This is a genomic window from Asaia bogorensis, assembly GCF_900465345.1.
GTDB classification, from domain to species: Bacteria; Pseudomonadota; Alphaproteobacteria; order Acetobacterales; family Acetobacteraceae; genus Asaia; species Asaia bogorensis_A.
Genome location: NZ_UEGO01000002.1, coordinates 84,555 through 97,515 on the forward strand (window position 1 = coordinate 84,555; position 12,961 = coordinate 97,515).

18 protein-coding genes and 2 pseudogenes are annotated in these 12,961 nt (G+C 63.7%); all 20 read left to right on the forward strand.

All coding sequences use genetic code 11. The features are described from left to right. Positions 1-306 precede the first annotated feature (306 nt). Positions 307-459 (forward strand): hypothetical protein, encoded by a 153-nt coding sequence (locus ED655_RS15405; RefSeq protein ID WP_010518334.1) that lies wholly within the window; start codon positions 307-309, stop codon positions 457-459. A gap of 180 nt (positions 460-639) precedes the next feature. Continuing rightward, entirely contained in the window at positions 640-924 is a 285-nt protein-coding gene (locus ED655_RS01530; RefSeq protein ID WP_018308128.1) for a helix-turn-helix domain-containing protein, read from the forward strand. A gap of 130 nt (positions 925-1,054) precedes the next feature. Then, positions 1,055-1,318 carry a DNA -binding domain-containing protein gene (locus ED655_RS01535; RefSeq protein WP_010518332.1) on the forward strand — a complete coding sequence of 88 codons (264 nt, stop codon included), beginning with the start codon at positions 1,055-1,057 and terminating at the stop codon, positions 1,316-1,318. Between the two features lie 138 nt (positions 1,319-1,456). Further along, the gene (locus ED655_RS15780) at positions 1,457-1,675 is read left to right on the forward strand and encodes a transcriptional regulator domain-containing protein (RefSeq protein WP_010518331.1); all 219 of its coding nucleotides are present in this window, start codon (positions 1,457-1,459) and stop codon (positions 1,673-1,675) included. Positions 1,676-1,694: 19 nt separating this feature from the next. Further along, complete coding sequence (locus ED655_RS01545; RefSeq protein ID WP_018308127.1) at positions 1,695-2,243, forward strand: DUF2285 domain-containing protein; 549 nt, start codon at positions 1,695-1,697, stop codon at positions 2,241-2,243. A gap of 222 nt (positions 2,244-2,465) precedes the next feature. Beyond that, positions 2,466-2,717, forward strand: coding sequence for a helix-turn-helix transcriptional regulator (locus ED655_RS01550; protein WP_010668883.1), 252 nt, complete (start codon positions 2,466-2,468; stop codon positions 2,715-2,717). Beyond that, on the forward strand, positions 2,714-3,805 hold the full coding sequence (locus ED655_RS01555) for a replication initiator protein A (RefSeq protein ID WP_018308126.1): 1,092 nt from the start codon (positions 2,714-2,716) through the stop codon (positions 3,803-3,805). The genes ED655_RS01550 and ED655_RS01555 overlap by 4 nt, the downstream gene beginning before the upstream one ends. Beyond that, a complete protein-coding gene (gene parA, locus ED655_RS01560) occupies positions 3,802-4,440 on the forward strand; it encodes a ParA family partition ATPase (RefSeq protein ID WP_018308125.1) in 639 nt (212 codons plus the stop codon). Before ED655_RS01555 ends, parA begins: the two co-directional genes overlap by 4 nt. Beyond that, positions 4,437-5,180 (forward strand): DNA-methyltransferase, encoded by a 744-nt coding sequence (locus ED655_RS01565; protein WP_018308124.1) that lies wholly within the window; start codon positions 4,437-4,439, stop codon positions 5,178-5,180. Before parA ends, ED655_RS01565 begins: the two co-directional genes overlap by 4 nt. Continuing rightward, entirely contained in the window at positions 5,177-5,419 is a 243-nt protein-coding gene (locus tag ED655_RS01570; protein ID WP_018308123.1) for a ribbon-helix-helix protein, read from the forward strand. The genes ED655_RS01565 and ED655_RS01570 overlap by 4 nt, the downstream gene beginning before the upstream one ends. Then, the gene (locus ED655_RS01575; RefSeq protein ID WP_023979783.1) at positions 5,416-5,916 is read left to right on the forward strand and encodes a DUF2840 domain-containing protein; all 501 of its coding nucleotides are present in this window, start codon (positions 5,416-5,418) and stop codon (positions 5,914-5,916) included. Before ED655_RS01570 ends, ED655_RS01575 begins: the two co-directional genes overlap by 4 nt. Then, the gene (locus tag ED655_RS01580; protein WP_023979784.1) at positions 5,913-6,470 is read left to right on the forward strand and encodes a S26 family signal peptidase; all 558 of its coding nucleotides are present in this window, start codon (positions 5,913-5,915) and stop codon (positions 6,468-6,470) included. Before ED655_RS01575 ends, ED655_RS01580 begins: the two co-directional genes overlap by 4 nt. Position 6,471: 1 nt before the next feature. Then, positions 6,472-6,810 carry a DUF736 domain-containing protein gene (locus tag ED655_RS01585; protein ID WP_023979785.1) on the forward strand — a complete coding sequence of 113 codons (339 nt, stop codon included), beginning with the start codon at positions 6,472-6,474 and terminating at the stop codon, positions 6,808-6,810. Between the two features lie 4 nt (positions 6,811-6,814). Continuing rightward, the gene (locus ED655_RS01590; RefSeq protein WP_023979786.1) at positions 6,815-7,486 is read left to right on the forward strand and encodes a lytic transglycosylase domain-containing protein; all 672 of its coding nucleotides are present in this window, start codon (positions 6,815-6,817) and stop codon (positions 7,484-7,486) included. 294 nt (positions 7,487-7,780) lie between these two features. Further along, positions 7,781-9,520: a relaxase/mobilization nuclease domain-containing protein gene (locus ED655_RS01595; protein WP_029604265.1), complete on the forward strand. Its 1,740-nt coding sequence runs from the start codon at positions 7,781-7,783 to the stop codon at positions 9,518-9,520. 242 nt (positions 9,521-9,762) lie between these two features. Beyond that, entirely contained in the window at positions 9,763-10,104 is a 342-nt protein-coding gene (locus ED655_RS01600) for an ArsR/SmtB family transcription factor (RefSeq protein WP_018308121.1), read from the forward strand. 8 nt (positions 10,105-10,112) lie between these two features. Then, positions 10,113-10,403, forward strand: a pseudogene (locus ED655_RS16175) (arsenate reductase ArsC); the annotation flags it as partial. A 189-nt stretch (positions 10,404-10,592) separates the two neighbouring features. Next, positions 10,593-11,030, forward strand: a complete 438-nt coding sequence (gene arsC, locus ED655_RS15790; protein WP_029604264.1) for an arsenate reductase (glutaredoxin) — start codon at positions 10,593-10,595, stop codon at positions 11,028-11,030. Then, entirely contained in the window at positions 11,030-12,325 is a 1,296-nt protein-coding gene (locus ED655_RS01610; RefSeq protein WP_018308119.1) for an arsenic transporter, read from the forward strand. The genes arsC and ED655_RS01610 overlap by 1 nt, the downstream gene beginning before the upstream one ends. 21 nt (positions 12,326-12,346) lie before the next feature. Continuing rightward, positions 12,347-12,712, forward strand: a pseudogene (locus ED655_RS01615) (NAD(P)H-dependent oxidoreductase); the annotation flags it as partial. Positions 12,713-12,961 lie beyond the last annotated feature (249 nt).

Sequence of the window (12,961 nt, forward strand, 5' to 3'; positions counted from 1 at the left end):
GGGGCCTTCGCATGACCGATCGCGAACCGGCGGGTGGGCGCACCAGTCGCGCCGCGCCCAATCTGCCAATGTGTGGGCAAGAAAGGGGAACAGGGCTTCCCTCAGCCTTCCCATTGTACCATGCCCGGCGTGAACCGCCTCAAGGACGCGCGGTCCCCCCAATTTTGCCCGGCGCACCCTACGGGCACACCAGACAAAATCGGCTCCCCCGCGCGCCGCTGGGGCGGTCGCCTGCGGCGATCCTTGACCCGATTCACGCGCGCATGAGGCGACGGCCTGTCTTCGAAAAACGAAAGGAGCAGGACGATGACCACGCTACACGACCAGATCCAGATGCTGCGCGCCGAACTGACCAGCTTTCACCTCAGCCGTCGTGAGCGGGCCAAAATCGAGCGTGAACTGAACCAGGTATGCGCGCAATTCGCAGCAAAATGCCACGACGGGGAGGCCTCCGCGTAAGCGGGGGTCTTTTCGTCTGGTCGCCCGTACCGACGGCGGACCCCACTGACGGTCCTATCAGAAGCAGGACGCCGGTGTTTCCTCACTATCCAACTGAAAGAACGATATTGAATCTCCATTATACGACTATTATAGTCGTATTTCTGGTGTGCATGCCCTGCATGTCGGATGTGATCATGGATGATCACTGGCCGACAGGTAAGGGCGGCACGGGCACTCCTGAACTGGACACAGGAACGGCTCGCTGAAAAAGCCCTCGTAGCATTGACCGCGCTCAAGCGCCTTGAATCCGAGCGTGGCCTTGGTGTCCATGAGGGCACGATCGACCAGGTCCGCCGCGCGCTGGAAGCAGCGGGCATCCTGTTCATCGAGTCCGGGCAAGGGCGTGGTGTCATGTTTCTTCACGAGACTTCCGATCCACAGACGCGACAGGATGCGGGCCGTCGCAGACGCGCGCCGTCCTGATCGGCCTGGCCGCGCAGCCTTCCCACTCGGCCCCGCGTTGTTTTTTGCGTCAGCGCGGAACCGTCGAACGGTCGTCATTCCACGAATTTGTTATCGAACCGATCCAACAGCGCTATCACGAGGGATCGTCATGACCCACCCATCCTTCCAGGATCACCCGCCTCTGACGGCGCGTGTGAACGCCTATGACGAGCAGCATCTCGACCTTTATCTCCGCCTCCTGATCGCCGACGAGGAAGGTGCCGACTGGCGCGAAGTCGTTGCGGTGCTGTTCAAAATCGATCCTGTCTGTGAACCCGTGCGCGCCAGGGCTGTTTACGACAACCATCTTGCACGGGCGCGCTGGATGACCAAAGCCGGCTACCGGCATTTGCTGGAGCCGCGCCTGCAATAGCCGGGCTTCGCCGGCCCACGCGCTGGTCCCCCACGGCACTCTCCCCAATAGAAAATCAGGGTCTATGCGCTCGCGGTTCCGATCCGGCTAATTGAGGCTGCCCCCTTGCCGTATGAGGGGCCAGACAGGGAGGTCACCATGCCGACATCCTTCTGGCGTTCACAGGAAATACGCGACCGTATCAGCACTCTGGACCGTTCCGGTTTCGCCGTCGAGTTCCTGCGCCGCAACGCGACGTACCGTCGCGAGTATGCCCGCCTGCAACGACGCATCGCCCGCCGGGCAACGGACGCCGCCGCAGAGCGCGCGGCGTTCGCCGAACGCTGGGGGTTGGGCTTTTGTCCATGCTCCCGATGAACCCGCCCGCCGCGGCCGCATGGTCTGGAGGCCCGAGGTCTCCCCGGCCACGCTGATTCTCACGCCGGCACCCTCGGGTTTCGCGACGGTGACCCCGATCGAACCCGCCATGCTGGGGAATATCCTGGCCCGTCACGACGATGCGGATGGCGGGTGGCTTACGATCGGCGACGCGGTTGGCGATCTCTTTCTTCGGCTTCTGGACCCTTCGGCCTTGCAACGCCCCGCCGTGCTGCTGCCGCTGGACGCTGCCGGCGAGCTTCGTCTCGACGTGGCGTTGCGCTTTTTCCGGCATCTGCGTGGCAGCCGCGTTGCCCTGCTTCCACGCGCGCTCCAGCTCACGCCGCTCCAGCGTGCGCGGCAGATTCAGCTTCTGATCGCCTTCGACATTCAGGAAATTGGTGGCGGCCCACGTGAGGTCGCCATAGCCGCCGGCCGTTCATGGCAGGCGATTTTACCTTCCATCGAGTGGAAGAACACTGCGGCGCGGCGCTTTGCGGATCGCCTGATTCAGGACGCAGAGAACCGGGTAAACGGCGGTTACCTGGATTTCTTACACGGCAAATAGCATCAGCCGTTTTTCGCTCTCCTGCGCTGTTTCCCTCCATTTTTTCGACGCTGGCCTGCGCCCGGCTGCGCACGGTAACTCTTGCGCGCGTCATGGTCCGCCGAAGGTGGACACTGAGTCTGAAAAATCTTCGTCCACCCCCAACGCCTGCTTTCTTCGCCACCGTCATCCCGATCCGCCGCGACTTCGCCGCGACGCTTCAAAACCGGACGGAGGCATATCATGCTCAACAGACCCACGCCCTCACCGGCGCGCTATCTGCGCACCCATGAGGCTGCGCAAATTCTCGGACTTTCGCCGCGCACACTGGAAAAATATCGCTGCCACGGTACAGGACCGACGTTCCGCAAGCTTGGTGGTCGCGTCGTCTATCTGATCGATGACCTCGACGTATGGGCAGCCGCCGGTGCGTGCAAATCCACCTCCGACCCGAATTATGACGCGGCGCGTGCCGCCGGGCATGACCCACGATGAATGCCGCGCCGGGTATTCCGCGTTCCAGGCGCGCAAGCGAACGCAACAGGCTCGACCCGTTCGTGGTCTCCGGCGGGGATGCCAGCCCGCGCGATCAGCGCGACCTGATGGAGCGACCGTTCTTCTCGCTCGCGAAGACAAAGCGCACGGTGCCGATCTTCTATGAAGCCGGTGACGTCCGTGTCGAAGTCTTCGGCATGCCCGACCATGGCATGGCGACGATCTGGGACGCCGATGTGCTGATCTGGGCCGCCAGCCAGATCGTCGAGGCGGAAAATCTTGGTCTTACGACATCGCGCTTCCTGCGCTTCACGCCCTATCAGCTTCTGAGCAGTATCGGGCGTCAGACGGGAGCGCGGGATTATGGGCTACTCAAGGCGGCACTGACCCGGCTCCAGTCCACCGTGGTCGCCACTACGATCCGCAACGGCCAGAACTGGCGCCGTCAGCAGTTCTCCTGGATCACCGAATGGGAGATCTGTGCCAGCCAGACGGGCCGCGCCGCTGGTGTCGAGATCGTCATTCCCGAATGGTTCTATCGCGGCGTGATCGACCGCTCGCTCGTGCTTGCCATCGACCCGGCCTATTTCCGCCTCACCGGCGGCATCGAACGCTGGCTCTATCGCATCGCCCGCAAGCATGCTGGCCGCCAGCGTGCGGGCTGGACCTTCGAGATCGCCCATCTGCATGCGAAATCCGGCAGCCTGGTGCGTGTCTCGGATTTCGCCATCCAGATCCGGCATATCGCCGCCCGCCAGTCGTTGCCCGGCTATCGCCTGGGCATCGAGCGCGACGGCGCGCGCGAATTGCTCCGCATCCTGCCGGCCGACTTATCCACAATTCCTGTGGATAACCATGTGAATGGTATCGGGATTTCACACGCAACCCTTATCGGGACATCACACGCAGGACTATCGGGACTTCGCACGCACGAATCGCAGCTAAGTCTTTGGCCTGAAACGGCGATTCCGGCCCTTAACTTATCTAACTTAGAATCTAACTCTTATGTTGATGGGGCGGGCCGCCTTGCGGATAACGGCCCTGGTCCCTCCGTTTCCGGCCCAAAAGCACGCGGAGACGGGCCATGATCGTGGCCCTCCTCAACCAGAAGGGCGGCGTCGGCAAGACGACGCTGGCGCTGCATCTCGCGGGCCAATGGGCTCGGGAAGGCCGGCGCGTGACGGTCATCGATGCCGACCCGCAGGGCTCGGCGCTGGACTGGTCGGCGCAGCGCGCACGGGAGGGACTGCCCCGCCTGTTCGGCGTGATCGGCCTGGCGCGCGACACGCTGCATCACGAGGCGCCGGAACTGGCTCAGGGGGTGGATCACGTCGTCATCGACGGTCCGCCTCGGGTGGCGGCGCTGCTGCGCTCCGCCCTGCTGGCGGCCGATCTGGTGCTGATCCCGGTGCAGCCTTCGCCGTTCGACGGCTGGGCCTCGGCCGAAATGCTGCGGCTGCTGGCGGAAGCGCGGCTCTTCCGTCCCGGTCTGCTGGCCCGTTTCGTGCTGAACCGCTGCGCCGCGCGCACGGTGATCGCCCGCGAAACCCGGCTGGCGCTGGTGGGGCATGAGCCGGCGGCGCTGGCAGCGCGGATCGGCCAGCGGGTCGCGTTCGCCGACATGGCGCGCACCGGCCGCTTGGTCTGCGACTTGCGCCCGCAGGGGATTGCCGCCCGCGAAATCGCCGCACTGACAGCCGAGATTGGGGGGCTGGTGTCATGACCCTGCTGACCGGCGACAGCGCGCTCCTGATGCCCTGGCACGGCCCCTACGACATGATCCTGGTCGATCCCCCCTATGGCGATACGTCGCTCGCATGGGACCGGCGCATAGCGGATTGGCCCGGCAAGGCGCTCGCTGCCCTGAAACCCAGCGGCTCGCTCTGGGTTTTCGGCTCCCTGCGGAGTTTCCTTGCATCCAACGCGGCATTTCGGAATGCGGGCTGGAAATATGCCCAGGAACTGGTCTGGGAGAAGCAGAACGGTTCCAGCTTCCATGCCGATCGGTTCCGGCGCGTGCATGAACTGATCGTCCAGTTCTATCGCGACGATACGCCCTGGCGCGCCGTCTACAACGTGGTTCCGACCACGTCCGACGCACGGGCACGCACGGTACGACGGAAACACCGGCCGCCCCACATGGGTCGGATCGATGCCGGTCGTTACGTCAGCGAGGACGGTGGCCCGCGCCTGATGCGCTCCGTGATTCCGGTCCGTAATACGCATGGCCGGGCCATCCACCCGACCGAGAAGCCGGTGGCGTTGCTGGAGATCCTGATCCGCACGAGCTGCCCACCGGGTGGCCTGGTGGGCGACTGGTTCGCCGGCTCGGGGGCTGCTGGCGTCGCCTGTCGGCTCGCCGGTCGGCGCTATGTCGGCTGCGAGATCGATCCTGTCATGGCGCAGAAAGCGCGCGACCGTATCGCGTCCGTGCTGCCGCTCGGCGAGGGAATATCGCCATGACAGAGCGTCGCACGCTACCCGGCTTCGCGTCGCGCCCCGCCGACCCGGAACGCTGGGTCAAGGCGCCGGACAAGCCTGCGGCTGCCAACCACTTCACCGCCCGGCTGACCATCGACGTCACGCCGGCGCTGCGCGCCCGCATCAAGGTCGCGGCGTTCCAGCGCGGCATGACCGTCGCCGACATGCTGCGCGCGCTGCTCGCCCGTGAGTTCCCTGACAATCCCGGAGACGTGCCATGAACGGACGATTTTCTACGCCGCCGCATCGCCGCGCGGCGTCGCTGACCCATGTCGAACTGACCTGGATCGAGAAGCGTATCGAGCACTGGTTGCGCTTCGGCCACCGCGTTGACGAACAGATCCTTGATGGTCGCCGCCGCATTTCCAGTTTCGCGCCGGGCAGCATCTTCGCCTTCGTCCGCTGGGCGTCGAACGATCTGGGAGCCACGGTCTCCCGCGTGGACATCGTGCGGGCGGTGGAAGCAGGAAGTCCATTCCAGACTCTGCCATTTGTGCGTCCCGGTGGCGAAATCCTCCTGCGTGTCGATAGCTGGCCGAGGGTCGAGCGCGTGCTTCGGGCGATCGACGCTGTTGACGCGCTGGGCATCGACCCGGCGGATGCCGCGCCCGATTACTGGCGGCATCTCCACCATCGCATCACTGCCGGACATGAGCCCCGCAGCTACACGCGCGAGCAGCACGCAGCCTGGCTCAAGCGGCGGCAGGTGACGTCATGACCCGGCGTGGCTGGTTCTTCGCCACCTATTTCGCGGTGCTCGGTGTGGGCGTTTCGCTGGCCCTGCATCCTATGCCCCGGCTGATCTGGAACGAAACGGCGAGCGTGCCCGTCGGGCTTTATCGGCTGCACACGGACCCTGCGCCGCATGTCGGCGATCTGGCCGCTGTCCGTCTGCCCGAGCGCGAGGCGATGCTGCTGGCGACGCGCGGCTACCTCCCTCTCGGTGTGCCCCTGCTCAAACCTGTAGCGGCCATCGCAGGGCAGTTCGTGTGCCGTACCGGACAACGCATCACCATCGACGGAAAATTCGCTGGCGACGCGCGATCCGTCGATCATCGTGGTCGCCCGCTGCCCGTCTGGCGGGGTTGCCAACACCTCGATCCCGGCCAGGTCTTCGTCATGAATCCGGCCGAGCCACGCAGTCTCGATGGCCGATATTTTGGCGCGCTGCCCCTCTCCACCGTCATCGGCCGAGCCACTCCGGTCTGGCTTCCATCCGGGAGCGGCCAGGCCGTCGCCTTATCCTCCAATCCATCCGCGAAAGGACACTAAGATGGCACAGATCGGTCTTTTCACCCGCACCAAAACCGGCTTTGCCGGGCGTATTCGCACCCTTACCGTGACGCAGGATCTTATCCTCATTCCGGCCGATTTTTCCGACGCCGAACATGCACCGGATTATCGCATCCATCTCACCGATGCCGACGGTCCGGAGGTCGGCGCAGGCTGGAAACGCACCGGCGAGAGGGCCGGTGAATACGTCGCCGTAGCACTCGACGATCCCGCCTTCACGCAGCCCATCCGGGCCAATCTCTTCCGCACCGCCGACGACCGCGCGGTCTGGGTGCTGAACTGGACGCGCCCGTCAAAGCGCGCCGAAAGAGGAGATTGAGACGATGCGACCCGCGTTCTTCCTCGCTGTCGGCATCACCGCGATCGGCGTATTAGCTGCTGCCGACCAGACACGGGCGGCGTCGGTTTCGACACTCGCCGACACCGATTCTTTTGCTGCCCAAATCGCTGAGGCAGTCCGCCGTTTCGACGTTCCTACCACCTGGATACGGGCGGTGATGCGTGCTGAAAGCGGCGGTGATACCAGTGCGATTTCGTCGAAAGGCGCGCTCGGCCTCATGCAGATCATGCCCGCGACCTGGGCCGACCTGCGTGTCCGCTATGGGCTGGGAAGTGATCCATTCGATGTGCATGACAACATTCTCGCGGGTGCCGCGTATCTGCGCGAGATGCACGATCGCTACGGATCACCGGGGTTTCTCGCAGCCTATAATGCCGGACCGGGACGCTACGAGGACTTCCGCGATCGGCAACGTCCGCTGCCGCCCGAAACCCTCGCCTATGTCGCCGGTCTTCTGCCTCTTCTCGGCCAGAACGGTGACGCAATACCGCTTCCGGCGGCGCGTCCCGATCCCCTGGCCTGGAGACGCGCGCCGATCTTTTTCGCACGCGCGAACGATGCGTCTGCCAACATCACCGCACGCGATCTGTTGCCTATTGCACCGCACTCCGCTGGCCTGTTCGTGACGGTTTCTGACAGGGAGTCGGCACCATGACCATGCCGAATCCGCCTCTCCTTACCGCCCATTCGCAGCCGGTCGCAGGTCAGCGCATAATCGTGGTCCGGCGTGGTCCAGCGTTTCTCATGACGGATCGTAGCAGGGATCAGGGACCGCACTGGGTCTGGGCAAAGGAGAGGCGAGATAAAAGGGCGCACATTGCGCCTCGGTTGGGGTGTTGGTTTTCCAGCGTTTTTTCCTTTCCTACACAATGTTTCTCCCTCTCCGCCAATGTTTGCCGACCCTACTTTTCCTTGTTGCACCTGTCTTTTTCGCACATTGGGGGCGCCAATGGCCCGCGAGAATGATTTCCAGCCCCGTCTGGGCCGCATCCGCTCGCCCCGCGCCCAGCGGCTCAAGCCCTTCGTCGCCCAGGCCCTCGCCTCGGCCCAGCGTGCCGGAGGCGGTGGCTTCCGATCGGGCCGCAGCGGCGGCGGTTCCCGCTCGTCCTTCGGGCGTGGCCGCGTCGCAGCAGCCAGGGCCAATCGTCTGCTGACCAGCCGTGTCCGCCGCGTGACCGTCAAGGCCCGTGTCGTGCGCCACAGCGGGCGCAAGGCGCCGCTCGCCGCCCATCTGCGTTACCTGCGCCGGGAAGGGGTGACGAAGGACGGCGAGAAGGCGCGGCTCTTCGGTCCTGGCATCGACGATGCCGACCCGAAGGCGTTCGCCGAGCGCTGCGAGGATGATCGCCACCATTTCCGTTTCATCATCTCACCCGAGGACGCGCCCGACATGGCCGACCTCAAGGGCTATGCCCGCGAACTGGTCGGGCAGATGGAAAAAGACCTCGGCACGAAGCTGGACTGGGTGGGGGTGGATCACTGGAACACCCAGCATCCCCATGTCCACATCCTCGTGCGGGGCGTAGCCGAGGATGGCAGCGACCTCGTGATCTCCCGCGATTATATCCGGGAGGGCCTGCGCGCCCGTGCCCAGGATCTGGTGACGCAGGAACTCGGGCTACGCAATGACGTCGAAATCCATCGTGCCCTCGAACGCCAGGTCGGCGCCGAGCACTGGACCCAGCTCGACCGGCAACTCGCCCGCGATGCGGGCCGCAACGGCATCATCGACATGGCGCCAGCGCCGGATCGGCAGCCTGATCCGTTCGAGGCCCTGAAGGTCGGGCGCCTGCGCCACCTGGAGGGGCTCGGTCTCGCCCATCAGGTCGGTCAGGGACAATGGATGCTGGATGAATCCGCCGAGGCGACGCTCCGCGAGTTCGGGGAGCGCGGCGACATCATCAAGCGTATCCACCGCTCGCTGACGGAGCGCGGGATCGAGCGGAGCACATCGAGCTACGTCCTGGCGGGTGAAAGCCTCGACGTTCCTGTCGTCGGCAGGCTGGTCGATCGGGGGCTGGACGACGAGCTGAAAGGCACGGCCTACGCCGTCATCGACGGCGTGGATGGCCGCACGCATCATATCCGTTTTCCCGATCTCGACGCGACCGGTGATGGCAGCATGGGGTCGGTCGTGGAGCTTCGCGCCTTCGATGACAGGAAGGGGCAGCGTCGCGTGGCGCTGGCCGTCCGTTCCGACCTGTCGATCGAGGATCAGGTGACGGCGCGCGGGGCTACCTGGCTCGACCGGCAGGCAGTGGCGCGCGACCCTGTTGCATTGGGGCAGGCGGGGTTCGGTGCCGAAGTGCATGAGGCGATGGAGCGGCGGACCGAGCAACTGATTGAGCAGGGTCTTGCCGAACGCCGGACGCAGGGGGTGATCCTGGCGCGCAACCTGATCGGGAAACTCAGGGACCGCGAGCTTCACGAAGTGGGAGAGCGGCTCGCCGCTGAGACGGGCCGGACGTTCAGTCAGTCGGCATCGGGCGAGTATGTCACCGGCACGTATCGGCAACGCATGGCCCTGGCCTCCGGCCGCTATGCGATGATCGATGACGGCCTCCAGTTCCAGCTCGTGCCATGGACGCCGTCGCTGGAGAAGCAGCGGGGCCAGCACGTCTCCGGCGTCGCACGCGACGATGGCGGGATCGACTGGAGCTTCACCCGGAACCGGGGGCTCGGGCTATAGTCGTCGTGGCGATAAGGACAGTTAAATTCCCCTGGATTGAAGATAGACCCGCCGAGGGAAAGGAAGTTGCCGACGCTCGGTTCGTCAGTGGATATAGAGAATGATGAACGACCGACACGGCCAATATGTCGGGAAAGCAGCCAATCGGAAATCGGCAATGACACTGCACAATCCGGCGACAGGAACGGCCCATCGGGCGAAAGGGAATTGACAATATTCTATATATCCACGAGTAAGGATATATGGATACCGAATCGACCCTGTTGGCCCTGAGCGCACTGTCGCAATCCACGCGGTTGGAGATATTCCGCCTGCTGGTGCGCCATGAACCGAACGGGCTGCCGGCCGGAGACGTCGCGCGGCATCTCGATGTCCCGCAGAACACGATCTCGGCCCACCTCGCCACTCTGACCCGTGCCGGCCTGCTGACCTCGCAGCGCCATAGCCGTGTGATTGTCTATCGTGCCTGCCTACCGCGCCTGCGGGAACTGATGCTGTTTCTCGTCAAGGACTGCTGCGGGCAAAGCCCTGAACTTTGTGAGCCACTGGTTGCAGAACTGTCGTCCTGCTGCCCATCCGAGTGAACCCCCCAATGACCGATCGCGTCTTCAATGTGTTGTTTCTGTGTACGGGTAATTCCGCACGTTCGATTTTGGCCGAGAGCATCCTTCGCAAGGATGGTGCTGGCCATTTCAGGGTCTTCTCCGCCGGTAGCCATCCCAAGGGGCAGGTCAATCCTCTCGCCTTGAAAGTGCTGGCGAGCTTCGACTACCCGACCGAGGGACTGCGTTCCAAGCCCTGGGATGAGTTTGCTGTTGCGAACGCTCCCGTTATGGATTTCGTTTTTACCGTCTGCGATGACGCTGCTGGAGAAGTCTGTCCGGTATGGCCGGGGAAACCCATCACGGCCCATTGGGGCATTCCCGATCCGAGTAATGTTTCGGGAACCGATGCCGACCGGGAGCGAGCGTTCGTCTCGGCGTTCAAGGGTCTGAAGAATCGTATTTCCCTGCTTGTCGCATTGCCGCTGGCCAAGCTTGAGACTGCCAGTTTGGTGACGAAATTGCGCGACATTGGCACCGAGCCAACTGGCGTCACAATCTATCATAACCCGAATTGCGGCACATCGCGCAATACGCTTGCCCTGATCCGAAATGCGGGGATCGAGCCAACCATCATCGAATATCTCAAAACACCGCCATCGCGCGCCGAACTGGTCAGTCTGATCACGCGCATGGGGATCTCGGTTCGCGATCTCCTGCGGCGCAAGGGCACGCCCTATGATGAGCTTGGCCTCGATAATCCGGCCCTGAGCGATGACGACCTAATCGACGCCATGATGGCGCATCCAATCCTGATCAACCGGCCCATCGTCGTCACCCCGCTGGGTGCGGCACTCTGCCGTCCGTCCGAGGCAGTTCTGGACATCCTGCCCAACCCGCAGCGAGGCGCTTTCGTCAAAGAAGACGGCGAGAAGATCGTCGATGAATCCGGCAAGCGGATCGTCTGATGCTGGCGCTTCTGATTTTCGTTGTCACGCTCGTTTTTGTCATCTGGCAGCCTCGGGGGCTGGGTATCGGCTGGAGCGCAATGGCAGGTGCCGCCGTGGCCCTGGCGGCTGGTGTGATCCACTGGCACGACATTCCTGTCGTGTGGCACATCGTCTGGGACGCGACCTTCACCTTCATCGCGCTGATCGTCATCTCGCTGTTGCTGGATGAGGCCGGATTCTTCCATTGGGCCGCCCTGCACGTCGTGCGCTGGGGCAAAGGGCGAGGCCGTACGCTGTTCCCGCTGATCGTGGTGCTGGGAGCGGCCATTGCGGCTGTGTTCGCCAATGACGGCGCGGCCCTGCTGCTGACGCCCATCGTCATCGCCATCCTCACGCAGCTTCGCCTCAGTCCTGCTGCGGCGCTGGCCTTTATTATCGCCACTGGCTTCGTCGCGGATACCACCAGCCTGCCGCTCGTCATCTCCAACCTGGTGAACATCGTCAGCGCCAATTTCTTTGGCATTGCGTTCGATCGCTATGCCGCGATCATGGTCCCTGTCGATCTGGTAGCACTTGGTGCAACGCTGGCCGTCTTGTGGCTGTGGTACCGGCGGCAGGTGCCTGCGACCTATCCCGTCGCCGAACTGCCCGCACCTGCCACGGCCATTCGTGACCCCCATGTGTTCCGGGCGGCATTTCCGCTACTGGCCCTCGTACTGGCGGCCTATTTCCTGACCGCGCCGTTTCATATCCCGGTCTGTGTCGTAGCCTGCCTGGCCGCCGGAACCCTGTTGCTCGTCGCCGGGTATGGCCGGGTGATCCCTGTTCGCAAGGTGCTGCGGGGTGCCCCGTGGCAGATCGTGATCTTCTCCCTGGGCATGTATCTGGTGGTCTACGGGCTGCGCAATGCCGGGCTGACTGACTACCTTGCGACCGCACTGGTCTGGCTCGGTCATCAAGGGACGTTCACGGCCACCATCGGCACCGGCTTTCTGGCGGCTGTTCTGTCGTCCATCATGAACAATATGCCGAGTGTGCTGGTCGGGGCGCTGGCGATCCAGCAGGCTCACGACATCACGCCGCTGACACGCGACCTGATGATCTATGCCAACGTCATCGGCTGCGACCTCGGGCCAAAATTCACGCCGATTGGTAGTCTCGCAACACTGCTGTGGCTGCATGTGCTGGCATCCAAGAACCATCGGGTCACATGGGGGCAGTATATGAAAGTTGGACTGGCGATTACGCCGCCCGTCCTGCTGGCAACACTCGCGGCGCTGGCCCTGTGGCTGCCCCTGATCAGCCACCCGTAATACAAGAAAGGACCGATATATATGACCGCTCCTGACCTGCCAGCCCTGCACCCCGAATATCTTGAACGGGTCGATCTCGCGCGGCTCGAACCGCAACCGCGTGTGGACCATCCGCCGCGTATCCTGCTGCTCTACGGCTCTTTGCGTCCCCGATCCTTCAGTCGGTTGCTGGTGCTTGAGGCGGAACGCATCCTGAAGGTGCTGGGGGCCGAGACACGGGTGTTCGACCCGACCGGCCTGCCGATAGCGGATTCCGTGCCTGCCACGCATCCGAAAGTGCAGGAACTGCGGGAACTGTCGATCTGGTCGGAAGGCCAGGTCTGGTGCAGCCCCGAACGGCACGGCAACATAACCGCTGTGTTCAAAAACCAGATCGACTGGTTGCCATAGCACATCAGGAAGCGTCGGCATCGGTAATGCCGATCTGGCCTTAAGGCCAGATCGGCGGCCATGACCAGGCGACATGTCTCCATAGTGATGGTGTCCAGCCACACAGAGGAGACAACCGGCCGTGACCAGATCCGATACTACACCAATGACTGCTGTCCTCGTCGCCATCGATGTCGCCAAATCCCGCAATGAGGTCCTGATCGAAATGCCTGGCAGTCGGCGACGACGGCGTCTGACCGTGGCTAA

What these genes read in the sequence shown, in the direction of transcription:
- ED655_RS15405 (WP_010518334.1), top strand. Translation starts at nt 307, where the DNA reads ATGACCACGCTACACGACCAGATCCAGATGCTGCGCGCCGAACTGACC.
- ED655_RS01530 (WP_018308128.1), top strand. Translation starts at nt 640, where the DNA reads ATGATCACTGGCCGACAGGTAAGGGCGGCACGGGCACTCCTGAACTGG.
- ED655_RS01535 (WP_010518332.1), top strand. Translation starts at nt 1,055, where the DNA reads ATGACCCACCCATCCTTCCAGGATCACCCGCCTCTGACGGCGCGTGTG.
- ED655_RS15780 (WP_010518331.1), top strand. Translation starts at nt 1,457, where the DNA reads ATGCCGACATCCTTCTGGCGTTCACAGGAAATACGCGACCGTATCAGC.
- ED655_RS01545 (WP_018308127.1), top strand. Translation starts at nt 1,695, where the DNA reads ATGGTCTGGAGGCCCGAGGTCTCCCCGGCCACGCTGATTCTCACGCCG.
- ED655_RS01550 (WP_010668883.1), top strand. Translation starts at nt 2,466, where the DNA reads ATGCTCAACAGACCCACGCCCTCACCGGCGCGCTATCTGCGCACCCAT.
- ED655_RS01555 (WP_018308126.1), top strand. Translation starts at nt 2,714, where the DNA reads ATGAATGCCGCGCCGGGTATTCCGCGTTCCAGGCGCGCAAGCGAACGC.
- parA (WP_018308125.1), top strand. Translation starts at nt 3,802, where the DNA reads ATGATCGTGGCCCTCCTCAACCAGAAGGGCGGCGTCGGCAAGACGACG.
- ED655_RS01565 (WP_018308124.1), top strand. Translation starts at nt 4,437, where the DNA reads ATGACCCTGCTGACCGGCGACAGCGCGCTCCTGATGCCCTGGCACGGC.
- ED655_RS01570 (WP_018308123.1), top strand. Translation starts at nt 5,177, where the DNA reads ATGACAGAGCGTCGCACGCTACCCGGCTTCGCGTCGCGCCCCGCCGAC.
- ED655_RS01575 (WP_023979783.1), top strand. Translation starts at nt 5,416, where the DNA reads ATGAACGGACGATTTTCTACGCCGCCGCATCGCCGCGCGGCGTCGCTG.
- ED655_RS01580 (WP_023979784.1), top strand. Translation starts at nt 5,913, where the DNA reads ATGACCCGGCGTGGCTGGTTCTTCGCCACCTATTTCGCGGTGCTCGGT.
- ED655_RS01585 (WP_023979785.1), top strand. Translation starts at nt 6,472, where the DNA reads ATGGCACAGATCGGTCTTTTCACCCGCACCAAAACCGGCTTTGCCGGG.
- ED655_RS01590 (WP_023979786.1), top strand. Translation starts at nt 6,815, where the DNA reads ATGCGACCCGCGTTCTTCCTCGCTGTCGGCATCACCGCGATCGGCGTA.
- ED655_RS01595 (WP_029604265.1), top strand. Translation starts at nt 7,781, where the DNA reads ATGGCCCGCGAGAATGATTTCCAGCCCCGTCTGGGCCGCATCCGCTCG.
- ED655_RS01600 (WP_018308121.1), top strand. Translation starts at nt 9,763, where the DNA reads ATGGATACCGAATCGACCCTGTTGGCCCTGAGCGCACTGTCGCAATCC.
- ED655_RS01610 (WP_018308119.1), top strand. Translation starts at nt 11,030, where the DNA reads ATGCTGGCGCTTCTGATTTTCGTTGTCACGCTCGTTTTTGTCATCTGG.